Genomic DNA, 26033 nt, shown 5'->3' with positions numbered 1-26033 from the left:
GGGGGGCGATTTCAACTCAGCTATTCGATTTAAGACGGTAGCGGCGGCCCGCGAACCACGCGCCGAGCAGCATCAAGCCGCCCAGCGTCAGGAAGGCCGCATTGCCGAGGCGGATGAACGGCGTCATGCCGCTCGCGCCGCGCACGGTCGCGCTCAGGACGCCGTCGGTATAGAAGGGCAGCACTTGCGTGATGTTGCCGCGGTGGTCGATCACGGCGGTGGCGCCGTCGTTGGTCGAGCGCAGCATCGGACGGCCCGTTTCCAGGGTGCGCATGCGCGAGATCTGCAGGTGCTGCGGGATGGCCACCGACTGGCCGTACCACGACAGGTTCGACACGTTGAGCAGCAGGGTCGCCGGGTGCTGCGCATTGCGCAGCTGGTAGGCGATCTCTTCGCCGAACACGTCTTCGTAGCAGATATTCGGCAGCACCCACTGGTCCTTGACCTGGAACGGGGCCTGCAGCGCGGCGCCGCGGGTGGCGTCGCTCAGCGGGATGTTCAGGATGTCGGTGAACCAGCGGAAGCCCGGCGGGATGAATTCGCCGAACGGCACCAGGTGCGCCTTGTCGTAGCGATAGGGCCGTGGCTCGGGGCTCATCGCGATCAGGCTGTTGCCGTATTTTTCGGGGCCGTCGAACAAGGGCATGCCGATCGCCAGCGTGCTGCCGGTGCTCGTGGCATAGCGCTGCAGGCCGTCCAGGTAGCCGTCCGGCAGATTGTGCGGAAAGACGGGCAGGGCGGTTTCCGGCGTCGCGATCAGGTCGGCCGGGGCCGCCGTGATCATCGCCTGGTAGCGCGTCACGATGCTGGTCAGGAATTCCATATCGAACTTCCTGTCTTGCGGGATATTGCCTTGCAGCAGGCGCACGCTGATCGGCTGGCCGGTCTCCTGCGTCCATTCGACCGTGCGCAGGCCGGCGCCCGCCAGCAGCAGGCCGGCCAGCAGGCCGATCGCCGGCCAGCGCGCGCGCTGGGTCAGCATCGCGATGCAGCCGGCGCCGACGCCGACCAGGATGCCGAGGCCGTACACGCCGATCAGCGGCGCGAAGCCGGCCAGCGGCGCCAGGTCATGGGCATAGCCCGACGAGGCCCAGGGGAAACCCGTGAACACCCAGCCGCGCAGCCATTCGGACACGCCCCACAAGGTCGGCAGCACCAGCAGCAGGAAGGCGGCCACCGGCAGCGACCAGCGCTTGCGCAGCCAGCTCGCCACGCCGGCGGTGAAGGCGGCGAACAGGCCCATGTACAGGCCGAGCAGGACGATCGCCACCACCGCCAGCAGCACCGGCAGGTGGGCGAAGCGGGTCATGAGGACGGACAGCCAGTGCATGCCGGCGACCGACCAGCCGAAGCCGAAGGCCCAGCCGATCAGGGTTGCGCGCTTGACCGAATTGCCCATGCCGACCTGGTAGAACAGCCAGGCCAGCGACAGGAATTGCAGCGGCCACCAGCCGAAGGGCTGGAACGAGAGGATGGATGAACCGCCGGCCAGCGCGGCGGTGAGCAGCAGCAGAAGCGAAGGCTTGCTGCCGCGCAGCGCCGCGCGTTCGGCCAGTTCCGCCGCGGTCAAAGGCTGGGTCCGGCGGCGCAGCATCAGTCGCGTTCGTCTTCCAGCGATGGCAACCGTTCGACCAGCAGGACGTGGATCTGGCGTGCGTCGGCGCGCAGCACCTCGAAGCGCAGGCCGTGCAGGTCGACCACTTCGCCCTTGTGCGGCATGTGGCCCAGGTGGCTGGCGATCAGGCCGCCGATGGTGTCGACCTCATCGTCCGGCAGCTCGGTGCCGAGCTCTTCGTTGAATTGCTCGATCTCGGTCAGCGCCTTGATGCGCCAGCGCGGGCCGTGCTGGCCCTCGCGGATCGAGATGATGTTGTCTTCTTCTTCGTCGAAGTCGTATTCGTCCTCGATGTCGCCGACGATCTGCTCGAGCACGTCCTCGATCGTGATCAGGCCGGCCACGCCGGAATACTCGTCGACCACGATCGCCATGTGGTTGTGGTTGGCGCGGAAATCGCGCAGCAGCACGTTCAGGCGCTTCGATTCGGGAATGAAGACCGCCGGGCGCAATTTTGTGCGCACGTCGAAAGATTCTTCAGCGTAATAACGCAGCAAATCCTTGGCCAGCAAGATGCCGACCACCTTGTCGCGCTCGCCTTCGATGGCGGGGAAGCGCGAGTGGGCGGTTTCGAGCACGTAAGGCATCCATTCCTCGATCGGTTTCGTGATGTCGATCACGTCCATCTGGGAACGGGGAACCATGATGTCGCGCGCCGACAGGTCGGACACCTGGAACACGCCCTCGATCATCGACAGCGCATCGGCGTCGAGGAGGTTGCGTTCGTGGGCATCGTGCAGCACTTCGAGGAGCTCTGCGCGATTTTCGGGCTCGGGGGAGATGAAGGCGGTCAGCCGCTCCAGCAGTGACCTGTGGGGTTTGGCGTCCGGTCGGACGTCACTGGGATACTCGGGCATAGTTGGCGGGAAGCCGTTGTTGCAATGGGGTGTAGGATACACCAAATAGGGGTGCGCCCAGTATTTACACGAGTGCGCACCCGACGGCTTGCCTCAATCAGCGTAGGGATCCGGGAAGCCCAGCACCTCCATGATGTCGCGCTCGAACTGCTCCATTTCTTCGGCGTCATCGTCGTTTTCGTGGTCCCAGCCCTGGGCGTGCAGCACGCCGTGCACGACCAGGTGGGCCGCGTGTTCCTCGACCGTTTTCTTTTGCTCCTCGGCCTCGCGTTGCAGCACGTCGGTGCACAGCACGATGTCGGCCTGGGTCGGGTCGTCCTCGCCCAGCTCCTCTTCTTCGTTGTAGGCGAAGGTGAGGACGTTGGTGGCGTAGTCCTTGCCGCGATAGGCCTTGTTCAGCGCCTGGCCCTCCTCGGCATCGACGAAGCGGATGGTCAGCTCGGCCGGGCCGAGCAGGGCCGCCTCGACCCAGCGCTGCAGCTTGGCTTCGGTGATCTCGCCTTCGAGGCGGGTATCGGCGAACTGGACTTCCAGTTCAAGTGGATGTTTTTTTTCTTGCATTTTTCACCGGGGTCGGTTTGGGGAGGGCGGCCAGTTCCTGGACCGAAGTATCTTTATCGTATGCATCGATGATACGCGCCACCAGCGGGTGGCGCACCACGTCGGCGCTCGAGAACTGGGTGAAGGCGATGCCGCGCACATCCTTCAGCACGTGCATGGCGTCCACCAGGCCGCTGCGCTGGGTCTTGTGCAGGTCGACCTGCGTCACGTCGCCGGTGACGACGGCCTTGCTGCCGAAGCCGATCCGGGTCAGGAACATCTTCATCTGCTCGACGGTCGTGTTCTGGGCTTCGTCCAGGATCACGAACGCGTGGTTCAGGGTGCGCCCGCGCATATAGGCCAGCGGCGCGATCTCGATCACCTGTTTCTCGAACAGCTTCTGGGTGCGGTCGAAGCCCAGCAGGTCGTACAGCGCGTCGTACAGCGGGCGCAGGTAGGGATCGACCTTCTGCGCCAGGTCGCCCGGCAGGAAGCCCAGGCGCTCGCCGGCCTCGACGGCGGGACGGGTCAGGATGATGCGCTTGACGGCGTCGCGCTCGAGGGCGTCGACGGCGCAGGCCACGGCCAGATAAGTCTTGCCGGTGCCGGCCGGACCGATGCCGAAACTGATGTCGTGGTTCAGCACCGCGTTCAGGTACTGGATCTGGTGCGGCGTACGGCCGCGCAGGTCGCTGCGGCGGGTCTTGAGGAGCGGGCTTTCGAGGCTTTCCGGCACCGCTTCGGCGTCGACGTCGGTTTCTTCAGGGGCGTCGGCCCTGGCGGCCGGGGCGGCATCGGGATCGGTGGCGCGCGGCTTCAGGCCGGCGCGCTGCTCGACCAGGGCCAGTTGCACCTCTTCGATCGGCACGACCTTGTTGGCGACCGCATAGAAGCGTTCCAGCAATTCGACGGCGCGCTCGGCATTGGCGCCGCTGACGATGAATTTCTCGCCGCGGCGGAAGATCGTGACGTCGAGCGCGGCCGAGATCTGGCGCAGGTTCTCGTCGAGCGGGCCGCACAGGTGGGCGAGCCGCGTATTGTCGAGCGGCTCGGGAGTGAAGTACGAGGGCAGGGTTGGCTGTGTTTTCAACTGGCTTTGGCTATCGTATCGAGGTTGGCGACGAGTTCGCCGCGCAAATAGTAATCGTGGCTGGCGACGATGCGCACGTCGGCCAACTGGCCGATCAGCGAGGCATTCGTCTCGTCCAGCGGGAACAGGACCACGCGGTTGTTCTCGGCGCGGCCCTGCAATTGGGTGGCGTCCTTCTTGGCGACGCCTTCGACCAGCACCCGCTGCACGGTGCCGACCATGGCGGCGCTGTGCTTGCGGGTGTTCAGGTCGATCAGGGCTTGCAGGCGCTGCAGGCGCGCCAGCTTGACCTCGTGCGGGGTGTCGTCTTCGAGGTTGGCGGCCGGCGTGCCGGGACGCTTGCTGAAGATAAAGCTGAAGCTATTGTCGAAACTCACGTCTTCGACCAGTTTCATCATGGCCTCGAAGTCGGCCTCGGTCTCGCCCGGGAAACCGACGATGAAGTCGGACGAGAACGTCATGTTCGGGCGCACCGCGCGCAGGCGGCGGATGATCGACTTGTATTCGAGGCCGGTATAGCCGCGCTTCATGGCATTGAGCACGCGGTCGGAGCCATGCTGCACCGGCAGGTACAGGTGGCTCACCAGTTGCGGGATCCTGGCATAGGCGTCGATCAGGCGCTGGCTGAATTCCTTCGGGTGGCTGGTGACGAAGCGCAGGCGCTCGATGCCGGGAATCTCGGCGATGTATTCCAGCAGCAGGGCGAAGTCGGCGGTGTCGCCACTTTCCATGGCGCCGCGGAAGGCGTTCACGTTCTGGCCCAGCAGCATGATTTCCTTCACACCCTGGACCGCGAGGCCGGCGACTTCGGTCAGCACGTCCTCGAAGCGGCGCGAGACTTCCTCGCCGCGGGTATAGGGCACGACGCAGTAGCTGCAATACTTGCTGCAGCCTTCCATGATCGAGACATAGGCGACCGGACCTTCGACCTTGGCTGGTGGCAAGAAGTCGAACTTTTCGATCTCGGGGAAGCTGATGTCGACCTGGGACTTGCCCGACTGGCGCCGGTCCTGGATCAGCTGGGGCAGGCGGTGCAAGGTCTGCGGGCCGAACACCACATCGACATAGGGGGCGCGCTTGACGATGGCGTCGCCTTCTTGCGACGCGACGCAACCGCCCACGCCGATGACCAGCTCGGGATTCTTGCGCTTGAGTTCCTTGATACGGCCCAAGTCGGAGAACACTTTTTCTTGCGATTTTTCGCGGATCGAGCAGGTATTAAACAGGATCACATCCGCGTCTTCCGGCGTGTCGGTGCGCACCAGTCCGTCGGAGGCGCCAAGGACGTCGACCATCTTGTCCGAGTCGTACTCGTTCATCTGGCAGCCGAAGGTTTTGATAAATACTTTTTTTTGCATGGAATTGCTAGTTGGGGGCGAGCGCGGCATCGACAAGGCGTGGACGGGAGCCAGTTTACCGTAATTCGGCATGGACCCCGTCGGCCACCAGTGTGGCTGTTTTAATGCTGCTCGGAATGGTTAATTTCTTTACCTAAAGTAATTGTATTTATGCTCAGATTGTTAAATGTCTGCTAGCGAACATACTTTGTTATTCATGATACATAGCTTAGATGTTATGAAGTGTTTCCCTATGTAAATCAACGACTTCTGAGTGGATTCCGATTCACAAAATTTATCCAAGAAATCTCTTGCGTGCGCCACAATTGAGCCCCATGTGCTGAAATGCAAACGTGACAAGCTTTCCACACGATAGCTTGATTTCCGACAAGGAGTCACATGCGCAGGTTCGTCATCGCACTGGCGTACGCGACAGATAATTTGTTTGAAAGACAAGTGCGTATGTGGAAAGAAACATGGAGCACTGTGGGCCGGAATTCTTAAGGGAATGTTCAGATTAGCGCTGTTTAATCCCTGAACAAGTTCCGGGAACTTATGTTGACGAAAGGTAGTCTTTAACAAAAGTTCGTAAGGGAACTATTTTAACCAAACTCGTGAGGTAATTATCATGGCACAACAACATCACGCTCTATCTTCGCAGGAAAGTTACAACCCGAACCACTTGTTGGACATCCTGCTCGGTAAGATGCAGCTGAAAAACGACGCCGCCCTGTCGCGCATGCTGGAAGTGGCGCCGCCGGTCATCAGCAAGATCCGCCACCACCGCCTGCCGGTCGGCGCCTCGCTGCTGATCCGCATGCACGAAGTGACCGGCATGAGCATCCGCGACCTGCGCGACCTGATGGGCGACCGCCGCACCAAATACCGCCTGTCGGATGCCCAGGGCCGCCCGAAGCCAGAAGAGAAAGCTGCACAAGCCGCGGCCGCTGCCGCCCAGCAACAGGCCCAGCCGGCACAAGGCCAGGGCGCGCAAACCAACGAAGCGTCGAACAAGACCTCCGGCAATTATGCGCACTGATGCCGTGGGCATGACAGCCGCATCTGTCATGCCTTCGGTATTGGCGGGCTGCGGCGCCGCCACGCTGATCTTGCAGCAGCGGCGCCGCACTAGCTCCTATTGATTCATCGTGCACCGTCCTGCGGCCTAGGCCATCAGGATGGCTGTCATTTCCTCGAACTGCAGTTCCGTCTCGCGGAACACGTGCAGCCATGTTTCCTCAGGCAGACCGAGCGCCGTCCAGGCCACGCTGGACACGGCGGGCACCAGCTCGTCCACGTCGCCGGCCAGGTCGAGCGCATGGGCCACCGCATGGGCCACATGGACGATGGTGGCCAAGAAGCCGGCCCCCGGCGTTTCCGGCGCATGATAAAAGGCGATCGCCTGCTGCATGGTGCCCGAGAACTGCCAGTGCTCGGCCAGCGCCGCGCCGGCCAGCAAATGGTCGACTCCCAGCATGGCCCGTTCGGTATCGAGCAGATCGCCATCGCGGCGCTTGCGTTCGCGCAGGACGGCGTCGTATTGCTCGGGATAGCGCGTCACCAGCACCAGCCGCCCGATGCCGTGCAGCAGGCCGGCCGTGAACGCCACGTCCTGGTTGAAACGCATATGGCGCGCCAGCACCCGCGCGCAGGCGGCGGTGGCGATCGACAGGCGCCAGAAGGCCTTGTCGTCGAAGCTGGGGCAGCGTCCGCTCGGGAAACATCCGGTCATCGCCGCCGCCATGATCAGGTTGCGCGTGGCCTGGAAGCCCAGATACGTCATGGCTTGCTGGATCGTGGTGGCCTTGACCTGCAAGCCGAAGGCCGACGAGTTGGCCAGGCGCAGCGTCTTCGCCGTCAGCGCCTGGTCGGCCGACACTTTCCTGGCCAGCACCGAGATGTCGACATCCTCCTGGTCGATGCTGCCGAGCAGTTCCATCACGACGGCAGGCAGCGAGGGCAGGTCTTCCAGGCCCTGGACCAGCTGTTCAGAGGTGATTGCCGGGGTGGCCGTCATGGCGCCACCTGCCGTTCCAGGCGGTAATCCTCGACGTAACGGCGCAGCAGCTTGCCGGCCCAGTCGTCGTCGCCCTCGAGATCGTGCTTGCGAAACAGGTGGTCGAGCCGGGCAACGACCGCCCCCTCGTCCGGCGCGCGGTGCGCCTCGACGCGCGCCACCGGCACCGCCTCGATATGGTGACGCTGCAGCGAGGCGATGGTCGCCTCGCCCAGAACGGCGCCCTTGGCCAGCAGTACCAGGCCTTGATTGTCCAGCAGCTCGTCCGAGAGCACCATGCCCGGCGTTACCTGGGTCACGGGGACCATCGTGTGGTCATCGCTCATATTCCCTCCATTCAATTCTGCGCCGATGTTATCACCGGCGCGGATGAATATCTGTAAGCATTGGCAATTGTTTCTCTGTCCCGGCCGCGATATGCGTCAAGACGCGCGCACCGAATGCCGGGGTCACGTTACCATGCCCCATGACCAGCCAACGTTACATTGCCTTGTTGCGCGGCGTAAATGTCGGCCGCGCCAAACGGATTGCCATGGCCGACCTGCGCAAGCTGGTCGAAAGCCTCGGCTATACCGGCGTGCGCAGCCTGCTCAATAGCGGCAATGTGATCTTCGACGCCGACGTGGCCTCCGCCCAGGCGGCGGAGGCGATCGAGGAAGCGATGGTGCTGCGCCTTGGCGTCGCGGCGCGCGTGTTCGTGCTCGAGCGCCAGGAGCTGGCCGACATCATCGACGACAATCCGCTGCTGGACCTGGCCGACGACCATGCGCGCCTGTTCGCCTTCCTGCTGACCGGCGAGCCGCAGCGCGAGATGGCGGCCTGCCTGTGCGGCCAGGACTGGCAGCCCGAGGCGCTGGCGATCGGTCGCCGCGCCGCCTATGTCTGGTGCCCGGAAGGCGTGCTCGACAGCGCCGCCGCGGCGGCCCTCGGCAAGGGGCTGGGCGACGGCACGACCTCGCGCAACTGGCGCACGATCACCAAGCTGCACGGCTTGTGCAGCCATCCGGCCGGGTGCTGACCGGCAGTGGCGCGGCGCCGGCGGCGCTGCTGGCCGCCTACTTGAACTTGTCGCTGCTGTCGCGGCCGGCGCGGTAGCCGATCAGGATCAGACCGACCAGCATCATCGCGAACACCTCCGGCTCGGGCAGTTCGGGCAGGTGCGACGGTGGGGTGACGATGTGCGTATGGCCCGTGACTGCCAGGTCGTGCACCGGTTGTGGCGCTGGAATGGCTTGAATGCCATTGCCAGGAACAAGATCGATCACGGCGGCTTGGGCTACATTGCCGAGGAAGACCGCAAGCGCCGCCGTCAAAGCATATCTTTTCATAGCCATTCCTCTTTACAAGCTAAATGCCACCAAGCTTTGGATGGGTTGAAACTTCATCCGCGGTCGCCATCTTGCCAAATCAGGATAGCAAATCCGCTGGCCTCACTGCGCGCAATTGAGCCGATGAGTTGTAGAAAGAAGTCATGTTTTTGCTGAAGGATGCAAACATGTTGCGTTCACTCAATGCAAAAGTTGACTGTGGTAAATAAGCTGCGCTCAGCAGTAACTCAGGTGTCAATATAATGCCTGGATTGGGTGGTTTGATAATGCGAATTTCGCAAGAAATCGCTGTTTGATTGGCATGTTCATCATGATTGCTGTCACTTGGATAATCAAAAACGTTAGCAGCTTTTTCATCATCATCAAATTCCGCATTTTTTTGTTCGCAGGGTATTCACCGCGGTTTTTTTTGAAGGTATAGTCTCCTTATCCCCTTGCCTTCGGGCATCACAGCAACGTCCCAACCAACACGTCTGAAACCCTCGGCCCTGGCCGACGCCGCGCTCGCCGCCTTTGCGACACGGCACCAGCAGTCCCACTTTTTGCACGACGCACCTTTCGACGAGTAACCAGATGCCCAACTTCGCCCGACTTCAGATTGCCTTCAAGAACGTCTACGTCCGTATCCTGTCCGCCATCCTGCTGGGCATGCTGGTGGCGCTGGCGATCTTCAAGTCCGATGTGCCGCAAGATCCGAGCCCGGTGATCCACTCGCAGAACATCGCCGAGATCACGTCGCTGGCCGGTCAGAAGGCGCGCCTGGATTACCTCCTGATCGCCAACCCGCTGTCGGAGGCGCCGCGCTACATCTACAAATTCAAGGATGCGGCGAACCTGCACGTGGTGAAGGTGCCGAGCACCTCCCACCTGTCGCTCGAGCGCGAGGTGCTGCTCAAGAACGCCATCCCGTATTCGATCGCCAAGGATGATTTCCTGGCCAGCCACAAGGCGGTGATGGACGAGGGCGTGAGCATGCTCGACCAGGCCGGCGACTTCCTCAAGCGCAATGCATTCCCGATCATCCTGGTGCTGATGATCCTGTACGTGATGAAATTCGGCATCCCGGGCATGGGCACGAGCGCGTCGATGATCACCCCGGACAAGCTGAAAGGCAGCCTGGACGACCTGATCGGCATGGACGACATCAAGCAGGAAGTGCTGCACTTGGAAGACATGATCCGCAACCGCGCGGAATACCAGTCGCACAATATCGACAAGCCGTTCAACGTGATGCTGACCGGGCCCGCCGGTACCGGCAAGACCAAGCTGGTGGGCTACCTGGCCAAGCGCCTCGACATGCCGATGATCTCGGCCTCGGGTTCGGCGCTGGAGTCGGGCTACGTCGGCGGCGGCTCGAAGGCCCTGAACGCCTTGTATCGCAAGGCTTGCGCCAAGGGCAAGTGCATCATCTTCCTGGATGAAGCGCAAAGCCTGTTCATGCCGCGCGGCCGCAGCGAAAAGAAGTGGGAAGACGATACCGCCAACACCATGCTGGGCCTGCTGGACGGCGTGAAGAGCGACAAGGGACAAGGCGTAATCTGGATCGTCGCCTCGAACTTCGACGACAACACGACCGAGATGGACGAAGCGATGCTGCGCCGCTTCTCGGTGAAGATCAACTTCCGCTTGCCGAACAAGGCCGAGCGCCGCGAACTGCTACGCAGCTTCCTGGCGCGTAAAAAGGACGGCCTGGTCGATTGGGAAGACCTGAACTTGGACCAGGTGGCCGAGATCACCCAGAACCTGAGCCCGGCGCTGCTGGAAACCGTGGTCGAACGCGCCAGCATGCTGTCGATCCAGGAAAAGGCGATCATCAACACCAAGCTGATGTTCCGTGCCTATGAACGCGCCACCATCGGCCTGACCGACCGCGCGACGACGGCCGAGAAGCACAAGCAGCGCGAGCGCATCGCCCTGCACGAGCTGGGGCACTTCTTCATGCAGATCGATCCGTATCTGCGTCAAGGTATGAGCCTGGCCGAAGTGAAGGAAAAGTCGCACCTGCTCAAGATCAGCACCGAGGCGGTGTCGAAGATCGGCGCGTTGGGTTACGTGCTGCAGTCGGGCGAGGACATGTCGCTGCGTACGCTGGAAGAGCTGGAGCGTGACGTGGTCGGCCTGTATGGCGGCGTGGCGGCCGAAGAGATGTTCTATGGCGCGCGCGGCATTTCGGTCGGCAGCCAGAACGACATCGAGAAGATCACCAAGATGCTGAACCTGATGGTGAGCCGCCTGTCGATGTATTCGCGCTCGAAGATCGATTACAGCCAGCTGGGGCAGGAAGCCAGCGGCGAGCACACCGTGCGCCTGGTGGAAGAGAAGGCGGATGCGCTGTACAGCTACACCCTCGATTCGATCCGCGATTACAAGCTGGTGATGGAGTCGCTCAAGGACACGTTGCTGGAGCAGTATGTGCTGTCGAAGGACGAGGTGTTTGCGCTGCTGGAAGATCGCAGCGAACTCTTGATGCCGCAGTTGCATGGGCATCGGACAGCCAAGCTGACTTTGTGCGAGGAAGAGGTCGCGGCATAGGTGACAATAACATCTTACAGAACCCGTTTCGCGAAGGCTGAACGGGTTCTTATCTTAAAAGTGACCGTTTGGTTGGTTCATTCTCAACCACGAGCGGCAGTAAGTAGCTGAGGATACTCTGATCCGCTACCGTGCAAGCGACCGTCGGACCGCCTGATCCCATTGGTAATAGTGGCATGCGTTCATACACCGCGAAATATGGGTGCGGTAGCAGCGGCCGTTTTCCCCTGGGCGCTAACCTTGGGGGGCATTACATAGCGTGCAAGTGGCAGTATCCAAGTACGTCCACGATCGTCCGGATAAAGGCCGAACGCCAGAGTGGGAGTCAGAAATACGATGTTCTTCTCGGCCGCGGACAGAATGCGCGACAGTTTTGACGTATCGTTGGGCGGATGCTGCCAGTTGATAGTGTCACGCAGCTTGCGTTCGCAGAATTCGTGGCTAGTCGCTAAATTAGGACAGCGACTGGCCTGTACAAATGGAATCTTGCGCCTTTGCAGACGTCGCTCCAACGTTGCAACCAGCTTGGCTGCATTCCCCTCAACCACTAGTCCATAGCCTGCACCACCATCGCTTAACCTGCGGAGCGAGAGCGCCACTACGCGTACGTCGAATGCCATAACTGACTCGGTTGGAGAATAGGTCACAGACGGATTGCAGCAGAAGCCGGTCAGTGCCTCGGGTTCCCTGGCCAGCTCCCATCCTGGTAGACAACGCCGATTCCCTGGTGCAAAACATTGGCGGTAACCGTACAAGGAATCCGTGAATAGGTCTTCCAGCGTATCCGTCATGCTCGAGGGAGCACGCACCGGCTGGCGTGGGACAATATCCCAGGCGCCCGTGCGATCAGTTTCCCACTTGTAGGAGGTGGCGAACCAGTTCCGCAGCGGTTCGTAGGGGCTGACATCGGGCGCACTTGATGCCAGCGCAGTGAGTGGCAGTGCCACTGGGTCACGCTGACCACCGTCAGCCGTTACTACTTTGATAGCTGAAGGGGTGTTGCGACTGTCAACATAAGCATAAGCACGTCCGTCAGGTGACACAGCTGCCAGCGTCGTGATCGTGGGCTCCGCGATGCCCGTCGAGCCTAGCGGCATTAAATGCAGACGTATTGGATCTAGCTCAAGGAGGAAGCCGGCATCGTTGCTGTAGTAACGGCGTGGCAGGTAACGCCGTTCTGGCCCCCACGGATAGCGGACCTGTCAGAAATTCTGTGTGCGGGGCCAGAATTCGTAGTTAGATAATCGCGTTCGTGAAGCGCTCGCCGAACATGATGGCGAACTGGTTGGCAGCCTGCTTCCAGGTACGCTGTGGCATCTTCCAATCTTTCTCGATATTGCGCAAGGCCAGGAACAATAACTTGGTCGCGGCTTCGTCGCTGGGGAAGTGACCACGGTTCTTGACGATCTTCCGCAGACGCATATGCAGGCTTTCAATAGCGTTGGTCGTGTAGATGATCGTGCGCACTTCAGGTGGGTAGGCAAAGAACGGAATCACCTGCTGCCACTGGCGCCGCCACATCGCGGCCACGGTCGGAAACTTGGTGCCCCATGGGCCTTCTGCAAAGGCATCCAGCGCCGCTTCGGCCAGCTCGGCGTTGGCAGCGTGGTAGATCGGCTTGAGCGCCGCTGCCAGTTCCTTCCGGTCCTTCCAGGCCGCAAGCGTCGTCGAATTGCGGATCAGGTGCACGATGCACGTCTGGATCTGCGCTTGCGGATAAACGGCCTCGATGGCCTCCGGGAAGCCGCGCAGGCCATCGACGACGGCGATCAGGATATCGTCCAGTCCGCGGTTCTTGAGTTCGTTGAAAACCTTCAGCCAGAATTTGGCGCCTTCGGTCTGTTCGATCCACAGACCCAGTACTTCCTTGCGGCCGTCGGCACGAATGCCCAAGGCCAGATATACGGCCTTGTTCTTGACCGTGCCTTCGTCCCGGATCTTCAGGCGCAACGCGTCGAAATACACGATCGGATACATCGCCTCGAGCGGCCGCTGCTGCCACTGCGCGACCTCCTCGAGCACTTCGTCGGTGATGGTCGAAATCAGGTCTGGCGACACCTCGGTGCCGTACAACTCCAGCAAATGCGCCTGAATCTCGCGCACGCTCATACCACGAGCGTACATGCTGATAACGTGATCGTCGAAGCCCGACATCCGGCGCTGATGTTTGGCCACCAGTTTGGGCTCGAAGCTCGACAGACGATCGCGCGGAATGTCCAGGTGGAGCTCCCCGCCTGGCGTCAAGACCTTCTTCGGGCTGCTACCGTTGCGGTGGTTTCTGCTGCCGTCTTCCTCGTTGGCCAGGTGGTGGTTCAACTCGGCCGACAACATACGCTCGGCCAGCATTTTTTTGAGCTGCCCGGCGAGGCCCGATTCGCCAAGGATCGACTCGGCGTCCTTGTTCTCAACCTGGGCCAGCAACTGGTCGATCAGCTCAACGGGAAACGGGTACGCTGCTTTCTGTTTTTTGGGCTTCTTGGTGGTCATCACTTCGGTCATGGAACAGTCCTTTCGGGATTATTTCATGACCCCGTTCCACACAGAAATTCTGACAGGCTCCGGATAGCCGTGCTCAAAGTTTTTTTCTCCTTCCCAATGATTCACGCCGGTGACAAGATGACGCACTACAGGCTTACCGGCTGCAGCGTCCAGCAAATGCAGGCCGCCATCGTCCAGCATTTGCACGGTCGCCAACAGCACGCTACGCCCGGCGCCCTCCCACTGCTCCACTCCTTCTGCTCGCTCCAGGACAACACGCTCGTCATGCAGGATCCGGAAGTATTTCTCTCGCACGTCGGAAAAGTAGTATCCACCCCAGCCGGGCTTGTAATAGTCGATCGTGAGGACTGTAAACGGCTTAAGCTCGGTGACGATTTTTAGGGTCTCATGACGCGCAAGACAGCCTTCATACTGTGGCATGTTGTCAGTGCCTCGATGTACACAAGGCGCGCCTTTCTGGTCGCAGCCCGCAATGCTGAACGTCAGGACCAGCATGCTCATACTTGCGAACAATTTAGTAGGGCTCAAAATCGTTAGTGCCGACGTCCCATTTTTTCGAGTTAAGTTGAATGCCTGGAGTCGCCAACTTGCTATCCGAAATTTTGTCGTAGCGCTTACAGTACAGAATGAGCAAATATGTGCCGCGCACTGGGCTATTCGAGAATACTCGCGCAGGGCAGTAATGATTTTTTTCGCTACTTCGATAGCCATAGCGGATATGCTCTAGATAAATTTGTCGGGTACACGATATCGGTGCTCTGACAGATGCCTATTGCGCTATGTCATCGTTTTCAAAAGCCTACCTCGTCTTCTAAAAACTGATCTGAGTGACGTTATTGTTCAGCGTGATTCATCACCGCGTACGAGGCTTGGCAGATGATCAGTCCGTTCTACTCGATTACGATCGTAGCAAGGGTAGGATAGCTATCCGGCCCAAGATCGCACGTGACGGATATTTCGCACCCAGGAGATATCATGTGTAAATCGAAGTCCGCTCTATCCATTCTGATAGCGATGCTGATTGGTGTCAGTACGTCTGCCAAGGCCGAATCGCTGAACCAAATCTTGGGCACCTGGCGCATGGTGACCGCCCAAATCGACCCTGACAGCAAGAACCTGCCGGCGTATGGCAGCAAGCCGAACGGCCTGCTCGTGTTCACCGAAGACATGCACTTCATCGAAGTGCTGACCGATGCAACTATTCCGAAATTTGCCTCCGATGTCAGAGGGCAGGGCACGGCCGAGGAAAACCGCGCCGCGATGGCCGGCAACATCAGCTTCTTCGGCACCTATACGGTGGACAAGGAAGGCGTCTTCAGCGGCAACCGCGTCGAGGCATCGACGTTTCCGAACTGGATCGGGCAGGTCCGTACCCGCAAGGAGTTGCGCCTGGTCGTCGAAGGCGATCGCATGACCGAAAACTTCCAGAGGCCGGACGGCACCAGGATCCGGATCATCTGGCAGCGGGTCCAGGATGTGGCGATTGACAGACCCGTGCCAGCTATCCGCTAATATCGCTCAATGCTCGAGTGGAGCACGCTGCTGCTCCCGCAGCGTTTCCAGCACATGCCTTGTCATGCTGCCGGCCAGCTCCTCGTCACCGACAAACACCCGCCCACCCGTCTCCGCCCGCAACAACTCCGCTTCCTTGTCGCTATGCGTAAGTGCCACGCACCGCACGGCGGGATTGAGCGCCTTCGCAATCTCCACCATCTTGCGCACGTCGAAGGTATCCGGCGTCGCGATCACCAGCATCGCCGCCTTGTGGATATGCGCCTGGATCAGCACCGCCGGTTCCGCCGCATTGCCCACCACCGCCGGAATCCCGCGCTCGCGCGCCGTCTCGACCAGTTCGCGGTGCTGCTCGGCGAGTACGAAGTGAATGCCGCGCGCCGTCAGGTCTTCGGCGATGCGCCGCCCGACCCGCCCGAAGCCCACCAGCACTACCTGGTTGCTGAGCTTTTCGCGCGAGGTCGTCATCGGCAGCTCCGCCAGCGGGTCGGCCGGCCGTTCCAGCTTGCGCGCCAAGTGCATCAGGTGATCCTGCTTGCCCAGCCAGCGCTGCACCGGCTCGATCGACGAGAACACCAGTGGATTGAAGGCGATCGAGATGATGGCGCCGGCCAGGATCAGGTTCTGCCCCAGCTCCGGCAATAGCCCGAGCTGCATGCCCAGCGCAGCGAGAATGAAAGAGAACTCGCCGATCTGCGCCAGGCTGGCCGACACCGTCAGCGCGGTATTGAGCGGATAGCGCAGCGCCAGCACCAGGATGAATGCGGCAAGCGACTTGCCGACCACGATCACCAGTACCACGCCCAGCACGTGCAGCGGATTGTCGACCAACACCATCGGATCGAACAGCATCCCGACCGAGACGAAGAACAGGACTGAAAACGCGTCGCGCAGCGGCAGCGACTCCTCGGCCGCGCGGTGGCTCAGTTCCGATTCGCGCAGCACCATGCCGGCAAAGAAGGCGCCCAGCGCGAACGACACGCCGAACAGGCTCGAGGACGCATAGGCGATGCCGACCGCCGCCGCGATCACCGACAAGGTGAACAGTTCGCGCGACGCGGTCCTGGCCACGCGCCACAGAAACCACGGGAAGACCTTGCGCCCGACGATCAGCATGAAGGCGATGAAGCCGCCCACCTGCAGCAGGGTCATGCCCAGCGCCGGCCACAGATCGAGCCCGGCATCGCCCTTGCCGCCCAGCGGCCCGGCGAGCGCCGGCAGCATCACCAGCACCAGCACCATGACGAGGTCCTCGACCACCAGCCACCCCACCGCGATGCGCCCGTTCATCGAGTCGAGCACGCCGCGCGCCTCCAGCGCGCGCAGCAGCACCACGGTGCTCGCCACCGACAGCGCCAGGCCGAACACGATGCCGGCGCCCAGGCTCCAGTCCCACCACCACGACAGGGCCATGCCCATCGCGGTGGCCACGCCGATCTGCAGCAGCGCGCCGGGCAGGGCGATGCGGCGCACGTCGAGCAAGTCCTTCAGCGAGAAGTGCAGCCCGACCCCGAACATCAGCAGCATGACCCCGATCTCGGCCAGCTGCGAGGCCAGGCCGATGTCCGCCACGAAGCCCGGCGTGGCCGGGCCGATGAAGACGCCGGCCGCCAGGTAGCCCACCAGCGCCGGCAATTTGAGGCGCACCGCCAGCATGCCGAATATCAGGCCAAAACCCAGCGCGGCGGCAATCGTGGTGATCAGGCTTAATTCATGGTGCATGCAGGGGGAGCGTTCGATGTGGTTGGAAGATCTTCAGTATATGTCAGCAGTATGTACAGGTCGTGAAAACGCCGCGAGCAAGGTAGACAGCGTCGGCGCGTCGTCCGCGCGGGAAGTGCGATAGCATTGGCATAACGTCACTGCCGAGCCAGGCCGCATGGAAAAACAGGATGAACTGCGCCGTTCCAAACTGATCGCCCTGGGCTTCTTCGTGGGCGCGGCCGTGCTGTTCGTGATCAGCCTGCTGCTGCCGGCTACCTGGTGGACCGGTCTGCTGCGCGCCTTTTCCGAAGCGGCCATGGTCGGCGCGCTGGCCGACTGGTTCGCGGTGGTGGCCCTGTTCCGGCGCGTGCCGATCCCGATCGTCTCGCGCCATACCGCCATCATCCCCAGCAACAAGGACAAGATCGCCGACAACCTGGCCCTGTTCGTGCGCGAAAAATTCCTCGACACCGATTCCATCGTCGGGCTGATCCGGCGTCACGATCCGGTGCAGAAGGTGGCCGAGTGGCTGGTCAAGCCCGCCAATACGGAGCTGATGGGCGCCCACCTGGTGCGCGCCGCCACCTTCATGCTCGACTTCATCGAGGACGCGGCGGTGCAGAATTTCATCCGCCGCGGCGTGCACACGATGGTGAGAAGCGTCGACCTGTCGAAGTCGAGCGGCGCGATCCTCGAAAGCCTGACCCGCGGCCGGCGCCACCAGGAGTTGCTCGACGAGGGCATCCGGCAACTGGCGCGGCTGCTGGACAACGCGGATACCCAGGACTACATCGCCCAGGGCATCGTCGATTGGCTCAAGGAAGATTACGCCTTCATCGAGAAGATGCTGCCGTCGGACCTCATCGGCCGCAAGGGCGCCGACATCGCCGTGCGCCTGGCCGCCGGCGTGTTGAACAAGGTCGCGGCCGATCCCGAGCATTCGCTGCGCCACCGCTTCGACGACTACGTGGCCGGCTTTATCGAGCGCCTGAAAGGCGACCCGGCCTTCCTGGCCAAGGCCGACGACGTCAAGCGCTACCTGCTCGAGGACGAGACCCTCAACGCCTATCTGGGCTCGCTGTGGGCCGAGCTGAAGGCCTGGCTCAAGCGCGACCTGGAAAGCGACGAGTCCAGCCTGCGCCGCCGCATCGTCGCCATGGGCGCCTGGATCGGCAAGGTGCTCAGCGAAGACCCGGCCTTGCGCCAGTCGCTGCACGAGAACCTGGAAGCAGCCGCGCGCGGCGTGGCGCCCGAGTTCGCGGGCTTCCTGACGCGCCACATCGCCGACACCGTCAAGCAGTGGGACGACCGCGAGATGTCGGCCCAGATCGAACTCAATATCGGCAAGGACTTGCAGTACATCCGCATCAACGGCACCATCGTGGGCGGCATGATCGGCGTGACCTTGTACCTGCTGTCCCACCTGCCCGCGCTCCTGAACTGAAGGCCTCACCATGCACACGCTCGCACTAAACGACTGGCTGGCCGCCCACCCCGAGGTCGAGCGCATTCCCGAGCGCGACCTGTACGTGGTGGCGCGCTACATGATCCCGCTGGACGCCAACCTGGCCCAGGGCTGCCTGGAAGCGTCGGGCATCCCCGCCATGCTGGCCGACGCCCACCTGATGCAGACCGACCTGCTGCTGGCGCCGGCCCTGGGCGGCGTGCGCCTGCTGGTCGATGCCGGACACGTGCAACAGGCGTATGCGGTGCTCGAAGCCCTGGCGCGCGGCGACTATGCGCTCGACGAGCACGCGCCGGACGGCGAGTGGCATAAGGCTGAGTAGACCGCGCGCGAGCGTGGGGTGGCGCACGAATCGACGCGCGCCACAGGCGTACGCTGTGCTCTCTTGTGTCAAAAGGAGAACATCATGCCCCAGGGTGATAAATCGTCGTACACCGACAAGCAAAAGCGCCAGGCCGAGCACATCAAGGAAGGCTACGAGAAGAAGGGCGTCGGCAAGAAGGAGGCCGAGCGTCGTGCCTGGGCCACCGAGAACAAGGTCTCGGGTGGCGGCAAGAAGCATTGAACGATGACGCTGGAAACAACAACGGCCCGGTTGTCGCCAACCGGGCCGTTCTGTATCTGGTGGTGATAGGTGGACTTGAACCACCGACCCCAGCATTATGAGTGCTGTGCTCTAACCAGCTGAGCTATATCACCGAAACTGACAAAGCAAAAATGGCTTGACTCGTTGGAGAGCCAAGCCATTCGCTTGGAATTCTTGGTGGTGATAGGTGGACTTGAACCACCGACCCCAGCATTATGAGTGCTGTGCTCTAACCAGCTGAGCTATATCACCGCAACGACCAATATTATCGGGCGCGACTGGTTGCGTGTCAAGATCGTGGCGTGTTCTGCGCGGAAAAATGTCGCGCCGATGTCATTTACTTAACGTCGCCAGGTGATCCAGCATTGCCCCCGCCGGTTCTAGCCCCAGGCAATCGATCACGATCCGGTCCGGCATCGCGCGCAGCCAGGTGATCTGGCGCTTGGCCAGCTGGCGGGTGGCGATGATGCCCAGTTCGCGCAGTTCCGCGCGGCTGATATTTCCATCCAGGTAGTCCCAAGCCTGGCGATAGCCGACGCAGCGGATCGACGGCAGCGCCGGCGACAGGTCGCCGCGCGCACGCAGGCGCGCCACTTCCGCCACCAGGCCCCCGTCGTCGCGATCGCCCAGCATCTGGTCGAAGCGCAGCGCGATGCGTCGGTGCAGCACAGAGCGGTCTTCAGTCTCCAGGCCGAACGACACCAGTTCGAACGGCAGCTCGGGCTTGGCACGCTTTGCCAGCAGGGCCGACATCGGCTGGCCGGACAGTTCGAAAATCTCCAGCGCGCGGTTGATGCGCTGGGCGTCGTTCGGCGCCAGGCGCGCCGCCGTCACCGGATCGACCGCGCGCAGTTTCTCGTGCATGCCGGGCCAGCCGATGCGGGCGGCTTCGGCATCGAGCGCGGCGCGCACGCCGGCATCCGCCGTCGGCAGGTCGTCCAGGCCGTCGACCAGCCCCTTGAAATACATCATCGTGCCGCCCACCAGCAGCGGCAGCTTGCCGCGCGCCGTGATCTCGCCGACGAGGCGGATGGTGTCGTCGCGGAACTGCGCCACCGAATAGGCCTCGAGCGGATCGAGGATGTCGATCAGGTGATGCGGCACGGCGGCCAGTTCGTCGGGTGTGGGCTTGGCGGTGCCGATGTCCATCCCGCGATACACGAGGGCCGAATCGACCGAGATGATTTCGCACGGTCGCGTTTGCGCGATGCGCAGGGCGCTGGCCGTCTTGCCGGACGCGGTCGGGCCCATGATGGCCACGGCCATCGGCTTGTTCGTCTCGTTCATCATTGGCCGCGCAAGAACAGTTTGTCGAGCGCGGAGATCTCGAGCTGGACCCAGGTCGGGCGGCCGTGGTTGCACTGGTCGGCGCGCTCGGTGCTCTCCATCTGGCGCAGCAGCGCGTTCATCTCGGGCACGGCCAGGATGCGGTTGGCGCGCACCGCCGTGTGGCAGGCGAGGGTGCCGAGCAGCTCGTTGCGGCGCTCGATCAGCACGCGCGAGCCGCCGTATTCGCGCACGTCGCGCAGCACGTCGCGCGCCAGGGTCTGGGCGTCGGCGTTCTTGAGCAGGGTCGGCACGCTGCGCACGGCGAGGGTGGTCGGCGATAGCGCGGCGATGTCGAAGCCCAGCGCCTTCAGCGTGTCCTGGTGCTCGGTCGCGGTCGCGACTTCGATCGCGTCGGCGTAGAAGGTCACCGGGATCAGCATCGACTGCACCTGCATCTCCTGGCCCTGGGCCTGGGCGTCGAGCGCGTTCTTGATCTGCTCGTAGAGGATGCGCTCGTGGGCCGCGTGCATATCGACCAGCACCAGGCCGCGCGTGTTCTGGGCCAGGATGTAGATGCCGTGCAGCTGGGCCAGCGCGAAGCCGAGCGGGAAGTCGTCGTTCGACAGCGGGCGGTCCGACGCCGAGAGCGGCACGTCCATCGGGGCGGACGAAGGCGCAGGCACCGTGGTCGTCGCATCCGACTTGAACAGCGCGCCATACGCCTCGGTACGCTGCGCCACGCCGCCTTGCGTGGAAGGATCATCCCAGCGGCTGCCCGCCGGATACGGCGACGGCGAGAAGGTCGACAACTGCGACCCGAACGAGGTCTGCTCGTGTGGCCGCATCTGCGGCCGTGACGGCGATTCCGATAACTGCCATAGCGGCGTGCCGCTGGGCCTTACCTCGGCCGCCGTGATCGGCGCCGGCACGCTGCCGTGCGCCGTGGCCGAGGTCTGGGCCAGCGTGCGCTGCACCGCGTGGAACACGAACTGGTGCACCGCGCGGCTGTCGCGGAAGCGCACTTCGATCTTCGACGGGTGGACGTTGACGTCGACCAGCGCCGGATCGAGGTCGAGCGACAGCACATAGGAGGGGAAGCGGTCGCCGTGCAGCACGTCCTGGTAGGCGGCGCGCACCGCGTGCACCAGCACCTTGTCGCGGACAAAACGCCCGTTCACGTAGAAGAACTGGCCGTCGGCGCGCGCCTTCGAGGCCGTGGGCAGGCCGACGTAGCCGTGCAGGTGCAGCGGGCCGGCCGACTCGTCCAGTTCGAGCCGCGCCTCGGCGAAATCGCTGCCCAGGATGTGGGCGCTGCGCTTGGCTGCTTCGCTCACGTTCCAGTGGTCGATCGTGCGGCCGTTGTGCGACAGGCTGAACGACACGTCCGGACGCGCCAGCGCGATGCGGCGCACGACCTCGGCGCAGTGGCCGTATTCGGTCTGTTCGGATTTTAAAAACTTGCGGCGCGCCGGCGTGTTGAAGTACAGGTCCTGCACGTCGATCGTGGTGCCGCAGGCCCCCGAGGATGGAGCGACCGTGCCCTCGTGCGAGCCGACGATTTCCCAGGCGTGGGCCGCGTCGGGCGTGCGCGAAGTGATGCGCACCGCGGCCACCGAGGCGATCGAGGCCAGCGCCTCGCCACGAAAGCCCAGCGTGCCCACGTTCTCGAGGTCGTGCAGCGAGGAGATCTTGGAGGTCGCATGGCGCGCCAGCGCCAGCGGCAGCTGTTCCGGCGCGATGCCGCGGCCATTGTCGGTGATCGCGATGCGCTTGACGCCGCCTTCTTCGAGGCGCACGGTGATCTGGGTCGCGCCCGCGTCGAGCGCATTTTCCAGCAGTTCCTTGACGACGGCCGATGGCCGCTCGACCACTTCGCCGGCGGCGATCTGCGAGATGAGCTGGTCGGGGAGCTGCTGGATGGGACGGTGGGTCGGGGCTGGGGCGTTCATGGTGCGATTATATCGCGCTGCCATGGCCCCGGATCGTCGATGGCTTATTGCTGTTCGCGCACGGGAATCGGCACATTGCACAGGTCGATGGCGCCGGCCGCGACCTTGGTCCACGGACCGCCGCGGTTGCGCTGGGCCTCGATCACGGCCTGGAAGGCGGTGCTCTCGGTGCGCATCACCTCGAGCTTGCTGCGTTCAGGCAGCGGCACGTCGGCCGCCAGGCGTACGCTGGCGATCGGCGTGCGTTGCTCGGCTTTCTCGTAGAAACCGGCGGCGCCGGTCCCGCGCGGCATCACCGTGAGCAGCGGCATGCCGGACACGATGCGCCCGACCACGGTGATGTTGCGGTCCAGGTGGCGCGGCGCGTGGCCGATCACGGTGTACAGCTGCGAACCGTTGCCCGTATTGGACGCCTCGTCGCGCGCCACGCCGACCATGGCGTAGCAGTGCGGCAGCCAGGCCTGGCCGGCCTTCGGGTCGCGCGCTGCCGGGAAGCCGTTCACGTGGCCCACCTGCGGCGCGTAGACGTCGCGCTCCTTCAGCTGCGTGAATTTGCCGGTGCCCTTGGCGGGCACGGTGAATTCGGCGTCCACTGTCTTGTCGGCCCTGAACGGGCGCGGCGTTTCTTCGTCCGGATCGCCCCATTGCACCACGAAGCCATCTTGCGCGCGCATGATCCACAGGCCGTCAAAATAGCGCTCGCGCACCAGTGCGCGGATGTTCCCGGCCGCCTTCGGCGCGAAGCTCGGCGCCAGTTCCATGACCACGCGGCCGGCCGGCAGTTCCATGTACAGCGTGTTTTCCGGATCGAGGGGGCGCCAGTCGCCCGGCTGGGACGCCTTGACCACGTCCGCCACCGAGGGCTTGGGCGGCAGTTCCTTGCCGGGCCTGGCCGGCGCCGCGCTGGCGCCGCTGCTGAACAGGGCGAGGAGGGCGCTGCCGGTGAGTGCTCCGATCATGGTCATTGCCTGCATGTCTGCTCCGCTTCTTATTTATGTGCGGGCAATTGTAGCCCAGCGCGCTGCCGGGCCCTCCAGATCGCGTGAACATCTTGCAAGAGGGGAGAGGGCTATAATGTCAGGCTCTCGTTTAGGAATATCATGGACCTGATGCACCTGTTCGACATGCTGCTGCACGTCGACAAATCCCTCGGCGCCCTGCTGGCCCAGTACGGCACCTACGTCTACCTCGTCCTGTTCGCCATCGTGTTCTGCGAGACCGGCCTGGTGGTCCTGTTCTTCTTCCCCGGCGACACCCTGCTGTTCATCGCCGGCGCCTTCTGCGCCACCGGCGAGATGAGCTATCCGCTATTGACGACCTTGCTGGTGACCGCCGCCGTCACCGGCAATACGGTGAACTATTTCATCGGCGAAGCGGTAGGCCATCGCATGTTCACGCATAACTATCGCTGGATCAACAAGGATGCCCTCACGCGCACCCATGCCTTCTTCGAAAAGCATGGCGGCAAGACCATCATCCTGGCGCGCTTCGTGCCGGTGGTGCGCACCTTCGCGCCCTTCGTGGCCGGCGTGTCCGACATGACGCACACCCGCTTCCAGCTGTACAACGTCGCGGGCGCGCTGCTGTGGGTGGTCAGCCTGGTAACGGCCGGCTATTTCTTTGGCCATGTGCCGATCATCAAGGACCACCTGACCGAGATCGTGCTGGTGGGCGTGAGCGCGGCCATCGTGCCGCTGGCGATCGGCGGTCTGTACAAGCTTGGCCGGCGCATGCTCAGCCGTAATTAACATTTAGAATGACAAGTCGGCAAAAGGCGTAAATTCAGCGCCTTTTGTTGCTGCAGCGCACTCAAGTTAGCTGCGCCGGGTCCGATAAGGATAGGGTAAGCACACTATCTGGACACCCATGCGTAACCTGATCGCACTATTCGCCTTGAGCCTGAGCCTGACCGTGGCCACGGCGCATGCGAACGATGCAGCCCCGACCAAGCCTGCGGCCGAGAAGCCCGCGGCGATCGCCTCGATCAAGCCGAACCTGCGGCCTGCCGGGGCCACCCCGGCGGCTGCCCAAAAATCCGAAGAAGACGCGGAAGTCGACCTGTCGGTCCGCATCGCCGAAAAACTGGCCGAGCTGCGCGCCAAGCAGGCGCTGCGCGCCGAGGAAGCCGCACGCGCACGCCGCGCCGCGGACGCCCGCCGCAAGAAGGAAGCCGCCGCCGCTGCCGCCGCGGCAATCGAAGCCGCCAAGCCGAAGAACGGCACCCATTGGACCTATGAGGGCGAGTTCGGTCCCGAGAACTGGTCGAAGATCAATACCGCTTGGGCAGCCTGCAATACCGGCAACCGCCAGTCGCCGATCGACCTGCGCGACGGCATCAAGGTCGACCTGGAGCAGATCAACTTCGACTATCACCCGAGCTCGTTCAACGAGATCGACAATGGCCATACGATCCAGGTGAATGTCGCGGGCGGAAACTTCCTGAGCGTGGGCGGGACCACCTACGAGCTGCAGCAATTCCACTTCCACCGTCCGGGCGAGGAGCGCATCAACGGCAAGGGCACCGAGATGGTCGTGCATCTGGTGCACAAGAGCTACGACAACAAGATCGCGATCCTGGCGGTGCTGCTCGAGCGCGGCGACGCCAATCCGATGATCCAGACCGTGTGGAACAATCTGCCGCTGGAAAAGCACATGACGGTGACGCCGTCGATCGTGATCGACGTCAACGAGATCCTGCCGGCGCGACGCGACTACTTCACCTACATGGGGTCGCTGAGCGAGCCGCCATGCACCGAGAACGTGCTGTGGCTGGTGATGAAGCAGCCGATGACGGCGTCGCCGCAGCAGATGGCCTTGTTCTCGCGCCTGTATCCCTTCAATTCGCGGCCTGTGCAGCAGGCGAACGGGCGGATGATCAAGGAATCCATGTAAAACAAAAAAACGCGCCAAGGCGCGTTTTTTCATGATCTGGGCGCGAACGTCAGGAAACGCGGTAACGGCCTTCCCACACCGCACCCGGCGCCAGCTCGACCGGCGTCAGCTGCGCCGGCTCGATGCACACGAAGCGCTGGTACTCGTCGTCTTCCATGTCGGCCAGCGCGGCCGTGTCCGCGGCGCCCGGATTCCATACCACGGCATCCCGGAAGCCTTCCTGTTCCAGCGTCAGGACGCGCGCCCAGGTGCCCAGGGTGATGCCGTCGCCCACGTTCTCGTAGACCACGTCGAGCTTGTCCGCGATGGACAGCGTCCCCGCCTCGAGCCCCTCGATGCGCACGTCCGCCAGGTGCGGCACCAGGTGATAGGTATGCAGCGCCGCCGCGAACGGGAAGGGCGCGTCGCCCGTGTTGCGCACGCTGAACGCCATCTCCAGCTGATTGGCGCGCACGGTCACGCGCAGCGCCAGCGCGAAGCGGTGCGGCCAGGCGGCGGCCGTCGCCGGCGCCAGGTCGGCATCAGTCAGGCCGAACTCGGCCCACGCCGCATCGCCCTCGATGCCGTGCGCTTCCAGGCGCCAGCTGCTGACCCGCGCAAAACCATGCCGCATGCCGTCGCCGCGCTCGGCGAACTGGGGAAAGATGACGGGCACGCCGCCGCGGATCGCGCGGCTGCCGTCCAGGGCCGAGCGGGTGCTGAGGAACATGCGCTCGCCGCCGTCGGCGCCATGCCACGACACCAGGTGGCCGCCATACAGGGTGACGACGGCGCTGGCGCCATCCGGCGCCGTGATGCGAATCGCGGGCAGTTGCCCGAAGGTGATGTTTTCCATGATGGG

General features: G+C 63.0%; 25 protein-coding genes and 2 tRNA genes. 9 read left to right on the top strand and 18 right to left on the bottom strand.

What is annotated here, in order from left to right; all coding sequences use genetic code 11:
- Positions 1-16: 16 nt before the first annotated feature.
- From lnt to miaB, 5 genes are all read right to left on the bottom strand, one after another.
- Complete coding sequence (lnt, locus tag KY496_RS14875) at positions 17-1594, bottom strand: apolipoprotein N-acyltransferase (protein ID WP_005665341.1); 1578 nt, start codon at positions 1592-1594, stop codon at positions 17-19.
- Positions 1594-2472: an HlyC/CorC family transporter gene (locus KY496_RS14870; RefSeq protein WP_005665342.1), complete on the bottom strand. Its 879-nt coding sequence runs from the start codon at positions 2470-2472 to the stop codon at positions 1594-1596. Before KY496_RS14870 ends, lnt begins: the two co-directional genes overlap by 1 nt.
- Before the next feature lie 93 nt (positions 2473-2565).
- On the bottom strand, positions 2566-3033 hold the full coding sequence (ybeY, locus tag KY496_RS14865; protein ID WP_005665343.1) for an rRNA maturation RNase YbeY: 468 nt from the start codon (positions 3031-3033) through the stop codon (positions 2566-2568).
- Positions 3008-4102 (bottom strand): PhoH family protein, encoded by a 1095-nt coding sequence (locus KY496_RS14860; protein WP_219861297.1) that lies wholly within the window; start codon positions 4100-4102, stop codon positions 3008-3010. The genes ybeY and KY496_RS14860 overlap by 26 nt, the downstream gene beginning before the upstream one ends.
- A complete protein-coding gene (miaB, locus tag KY496_RS14855; protein WP_219861295.1) occupies positions 4099-5460 on the bottom strand; it encodes a tRNA (N6-isopentenyl adenosine(37)-C2)-methylthiotransferase MiaB in 1362 nt (453 codons plus the stop codon). Before miaB ends, KY496_RS14860 begins: the two co-directional genes overlap by 4 nt.
- A 607-nt stretch (positions 5461-6067) precedes the next feature.
- Here miaB and KY496_RS14850 point away from each other — a divergent pair.
- Complete coding sequence (locus KY496_RS14850; protein ID WP_005665347.1) at positions 6068-6478, top strand: hypothetical protein; 411 nt, start codon at positions 6068-6070, stop codon at positions 6476-6478.
- A 126-nt stretch (positions 6479-6604) separates the two neighbouring features.
- Here KY496_RS14850 and KY496_RS14845 read toward each other — a convergent pair whose 3' ends face one another.
- Together KY496_RS14845 and KY496_RS14840 are read right to left on the bottom strand one after the other, a co-directional pair.
- Positions 6605-7456 (bottom strand): HDOD domain-containing protein, encoded by an 852-nt coding sequence (locus KY496_RS14845; protein ID WP_184236962.1) that lies wholly within the window; start codon positions 7454-7456, stop codon positions 6605-6607.
- Positions 7453-7782, bottom strand: coding sequence for a hypothetical protein (locus KY496_RS14840; protein WP_005665349.1), 330 nt, complete (start codon positions 7780-7782; stop codon positions 7453-7455). Before KY496_RS14840 ends, KY496_RS14845 begins: the two co-directional genes overlap by 4 nt.
- Before the next feature lie 140 nt (positions 7783-7922).
- Here KY496_RS14840 and KY496_RS14835 point away from each other — a divergent pair, with 140 nt between their 5' ends.
- Entirely contained in the window at positions 7923-8474 is a 552-nt protein-coding gene (locus KY496_RS14835; protein ID WP_184236965.1) for a DUF1697 domain-containing protein, read from the top strand.
- Between the two features lie 37 nt (positions 8475-8511).
- On the opposite strand, the gene KY496_RS14830 is transcribed toward KY496_RS14835, so the two are convergent.
- Positions 8512-8784: a hypothetical protein gene (locus KY496_RS14830; RefSeq protein WP_005665352.1), complete on the bottom strand. Its 273-nt coding sequence runs from the start codon at positions 8782-8784 to the stop codon at positions 8512-8514.
- A 573-nt stretch (positions 8785-9357) separates the two neighbouring features.
- On the opposite strand from KY496_RS14830, the gene KY496_RS14825 reads away from it, so the two are divergent.
- Positions 9358-11316: an AAA family ATPase gene (locus KY496_RS14825; RefSeq protein WP_219861293.1), complete on the top strand. Its 1959-nt coding sequence runs from the start codon at positions 9358-9360 to the stop codon at positions 11314-11316.
- Positions 11317-11498: 182 nt separating this feature from the next.
- On the opposite strand, the gene KY496_RS14820 is transcribed toward KY496_RS14825, so the two are convergent.
- From KY496_RS14820 to KY496_RS14810, 3 genes are all read right to left on the bottom strand, one after another.
- Positions 11499-11936, bottom strand: coding sequence for a hypothetical protein (locus KY496_RS14820; protein WP_219861291.1), 438 nt, complete (start codon positions 11934-11936; stop codon positions 11499-11501).
- Between the two features lie 616 nt (positions 11937-12552).
- Positions 12553-13803 carry an IS256 family transposase gene (locus tag KY496_RS14815; protein WP_157225494.1) on the bottom strand — a complete coding sequence of 417 codons (1251 nt, stop codon included), beginning with the start codon at positions 13801-13803 and terminating at the stop codon, positions 12553-12555.
- Between the two features lie 30 nt (positions 13804-13833).
- Positions 13834-14310 (bottom strand): hypothetical protein, encoded by a 477-nt coding sequence (locus KY496_RS14810; RefSeq protein ID WP_219861289.1) that lies wholly within the window; start codon positions 14308-14310, stop codon positions 13834-13836.
- A 480-nt stretch (positions 14311-14790) separates the two neighbouring features.
- Here KY496_RS14810 and KY496_RS14805 point away from each other — a divergent pair, with 480 nt between their 5' ends.
- Entirely contained in the window at positions 14791-15327 is a 537-nt protein-coding gene (locus tag KY496_RS14805; RefSeq protein ID WP_184236974.1) for a lipocalin-like domain-containing protein, read from the top strand.
- Between the two features lie 6 nt (positions 15328-15333).
- On the opposite strand, the gene ybaL is transcribed toward KY496_RS14805, so the two are convergent.
- Complete coding sequence (ybaL, locus tag KY496_RS14800; RefSeq protein WP_071361415.1) at positions 15334-17049, bottom strand: YbaL family putative K(+) efflux transporter; 1716 nt, start codon at positions 17047-17049, stop codon at positions 15334-15336.
- Positions 17050-17206: 157 nt separating this feature from the next.
- Here ybaL and KY496_RS14795 point away from each other — a divergent pair, with 157 nt between their 5' ends.
- The 3 genes from KY496_RS14795 (at position 17207) to KY496_RS14785 (ending at position 19061) form a co-directional block, all read left to right on the top strand.
- On the top strand, positions 17207-18475 hold the full coding sequence (locus KY496_RS14795) for a DUF445 domain-containing protein (protein ID WP_005665365.1): 1269 nt from the start codon (positions 17207-17209) through the stop codon (positions 18473-18475).
- A gap of 10 nt (positions 18476-18485) precedes the next feature.
- The gene (locus KY496_RS14790; RefSeq protein ID WP_184236980.1) at positions 18486-18818 is read left to right on the top strand and encodes a putative signal transducing protein; all 333 of its coding nucleotides are present in this window, start codon (positions 18486-18488) and stop codon (positions 18816-18818) included.
- Between the two features lie 84 nt (positions 18819-18902).
- A complete protein-coding gene (locus KY496_RS14785) occupies positions 18903-19061 on the top strand; it encodes a hypothetical protein (RefSeq protein WP_219861287.1) in 159 nt (52 codons plus the stop codon).
- Positions 19062-19118: 57 nt separating this feature from the next.
- Here the strand turns inward: KY496_RS14785 and KY496_RS14780 are convergent.
- The 5 genes from KY496_RS14780 to KY496_RS14760 form a co-directional block, all read right to left on the bottom strand.
- Positions 19119-19195, bottom strand: a tRNA-Met gene (locus KY496_RS14780).
- A 62-nt stretch (positions 19196-19257) separates the two neighbouring features.
- A tRNA-Met gene (locus tag KY496_RS14775) sits at positions 19258-19334 on the bottom strand.
- An 81-nt stretch (positions 19335-19415) separates the two neighbouring features.
- Positions 19416-20372, bottom strand: a complete 957-nt coding sequence (miaA, locus tag KY496_RS14770; protein ID WP_219861285.1) for a tRNA (adenosine(37)-N6)-dimethylallyltransferase MiaA — start codon at positions 20370-20372, stop codon at positions 19416-19418.
- On the bottom strand, positions 20369-22300 hold the full coding sequence (mutL, locus tag KY496_RS14765; protein ID WP_040775208.1) for a DNA mismatch repair endonuclease MutL: 1932 nt from the start codon (positions 22298-22300) through the stop codon (positions 20369-20371). Before mutL ends, miaA begins: the two co-directional genes overlap by 4 nt.
- Positions 22301-22344: 44 nt before the next feature.
- Positions 22345-23274, bottom strand: coding sequence for a peptidylprolyl isomerase (locus KY496_RS14760; RefSeq protein WP_184236986.1), 930 nt, complete (start codon positions 23272-23274; stop codon positions 22345-22347).
- A 126-nt stretch (positions 23275-23400) separates the two neighbouring features.
- Between KY496_RS14760 and KY496_RS14755 the strand changes: the two genes are divergently transcribed.
- Together KY496_RS14755 and KY496_RS14750 are read left to right on the top strand one after the other, a co-directional pair.
- Complete coding sequence (locus tag KY496_RS14755) at positions 23401-24048, top strand: VTT domain-containing protein (protein WP_071361421.1); 648 nt, start codon at positions 23401-23403, stop codon at positions 24046-24048.
- Between the two features lie 118 nt (positions 24049-24166).
- Positions 24167-25192 carry a carbonic anhydrase gene (locus KY496_RS14750; RefSeq protein ID WP_184236989.1) on the top strand — a complete coding sequence of 342 codons (1026 nt, stop codon included), beginning with the start codon at positions 24167-24169 and terminating at the stop codon, positions 25190-25192.
- Positions 25193-25241: 49 nt separating this feature from the next.
- On the opposite strand, the gene KY496_RS14745 is transcribed toward KY496_RS14750, so the two are convergent.
- The gene (locus tag KY496_RS14745; RefSeq protein WP_005665376.1) at positions 25242-26027 is read right to left on the bottom strand and encodes a D-hexose-6-phosphate mutarotase; all 786 of its coding nucleotides are present in this window, start codon (positions 26025-26027) and stop codon (positions 25242-25244) included.
- Positions 26028-26033 lie beyond the last annotated feature (6 nt).

This window comes from Massilia sp. NP310, assembly GCF_019443485.1.
In the GTDB taxonomy this organism is placed as follows: domain Bacteria; phylum Pseudomonadota; class Gammaproteobacteria; order Burkholderiales; family Burkholderiaceae_D; genus Telluria; species Telluria timonae.
This window is presented reverse-complemented; position numbering and strand designations above follow the sequence as displayed.

Bases quoted from the DNA above. Each gene is read 5' to 3' on its own strand.
- KY496_RS14760 (WP_184236986.1), bottom strand. From the start codon at position 23,274: ATGCAGGCAATGACCATGATCGGAGCACTCACCGGCAGCGCCCTCCTC.
- KY496_RS14825 (WP_219861293.1), top strand. From the start codon at position 9,358: ATGCCCAACTTCGCCCGACTTCAGATTGCCTTCAAGAACGTCTACGTC.
- miaB (WP_219861295.1), bottom strand. From the start codon at position 5,460: ATGCAAAAAAAAGTATTTATCAAAACCTTCGGCTGCCAGATGAACGAG.
- KY496_RS14805 (WP_184236974.1), top strand. From the start codon at position 14,791: ATGTGTAAATCGAAGTCCGCTCTATCCATTCTGATAGCGATGCTGATT.
- KY496_RS14850 (WP_005665347.1), top strand. From the start codon at position 6,068: ATGGCACAACAACATCACGCTCTATCTTCGCAGGAAAGTTACAACCCG.
- KY496_RS14755 (WP_071361421.1), top strand. From the start codon at position 23,401: ATGGACCTGATGCACCTGTTCGACATGCTGCTGCACGTCGACAAATCC.
- KY496_RS14870 (WP_005665342.1), bottom strand. From the start codon at position 2,472: ATGCCCGAGTATCCCAGTGACGTCCGACCGGACGCCAAACCCCACAGG.
- KY496_RS14750 (WP_184236989.1), top strand. From the start codon at position 24,167: ATGCGTAACCTGATCGCACTATTCGCCTTGAGCCTGAGCCTGACCGTG.
- mutL (WP_040775208.1), bottom strand. From the start codon at position 22,300: ATGAACGCCCCAGCCCCGACCCACCGTCCCATCCAGCAGCTCCCCGAC.
- KY496_RS14785 (WP_219861287.1), top strand. From the start codon at position 18,903: ATGCCCCAGGGTGATAAATCGTCGTACACCGACAAGCAAAAGCGCCAG.
- KY496_RS14790 (WP_184236980.1), top strand. From the start codon at position 18,486: ATGCACACGCTCGCACTAAACGACTGGCTGGCCGCCCACCCCGAGGTC.
- KY496_RS14845 (WP_184236962.1), bottom strand. From the start codon at position 7,456: ATGACGGCCACCCCGGCAATCACCTCTGAACAGCTGGTCCAGGGCCTG.
- KY496_RS14795 (WP_005665365.1), top strand. From the start codon at position 17,207: ATGGAAAAACAGGATGAACTGCGCCGTTCCAAACTGATCGCCCTGGGC.
- KY496_RS14745 (WP_005665376.1), bottom strand. From the start codon at position 26,027: ATGGAAAACATCACCTTCGGGCAACTGCCCGCGATTCGCATCACGGCG.
- KY496_RS14820 (WP_219861291.1), bottom strand. From the start codon at position 11,936: ATGGCATTCGACGTACGCGTAGTGGCGCTCTCGCTCCGCAGGTTAAGC.
- miaA (WP_219861285.1), bottom strand. From the start codon at position 20,372: ATGATGAACGAGACGAACAAGCCGATGGCCGTGGCCATCATGGGCCCG.
- KY496_RS14815 (WP_157225494.1), bottom strand. From the start codon at position 13,803: ATGACCACCAAGAAGCCCAAAAAACAGAAAGCAGCGTACCCGTTTCCC.
- lnt (WP_005665341.1), bottom strand. From the start codon at position 1,594: ATGCTGCGCCGCCGGACCCAGCCTTTGACCGCGGCGGAACTGGCCGAA.
- KY496_RS14835 (WP_184236965.1), top strand. From the start codon at position 7,923: ATGACCAGCCAACGTTACATTGCCTTGTTGCGCGGCGTAAATGTCGGC.
- KY496_RS14810 (WP_219861289.1), bottom strand. From the start codon at position 14,310: ATGCTGGTCCTGACGTTCAGCATTGCGGGCTGCGACCAGAAAGGCGCG.
- ybeY (WP_005665343.1), bottom strand. From the start codon at position 3,033: ATGCAAGAAAAAAAACATCCACTTGAACTGGAAGTCCAGTTCGCCGAT.
- ybaL (WP_071361415.1), bottom strand. From the start codon at position 17,049: ATGCACCATGAATTAAGCCTGATCACCACGATTGCCGCCGCGCTGGGT.
- KY496_RS14840 (WP_005665349.1), bottom strand. From the start codon at position 7,782: ATGAGCGATGACCACACGATGGTCCCCGTGACCCAGGTAACGCCGGGC.
- KY496_RS14830 (WP_005665352.1), bottom strand. From the start codon at position 8,784: ATGAAAAGATATGCTTTGACGGCGGCGCTTGCGGTCTTCCTCGGCAAT.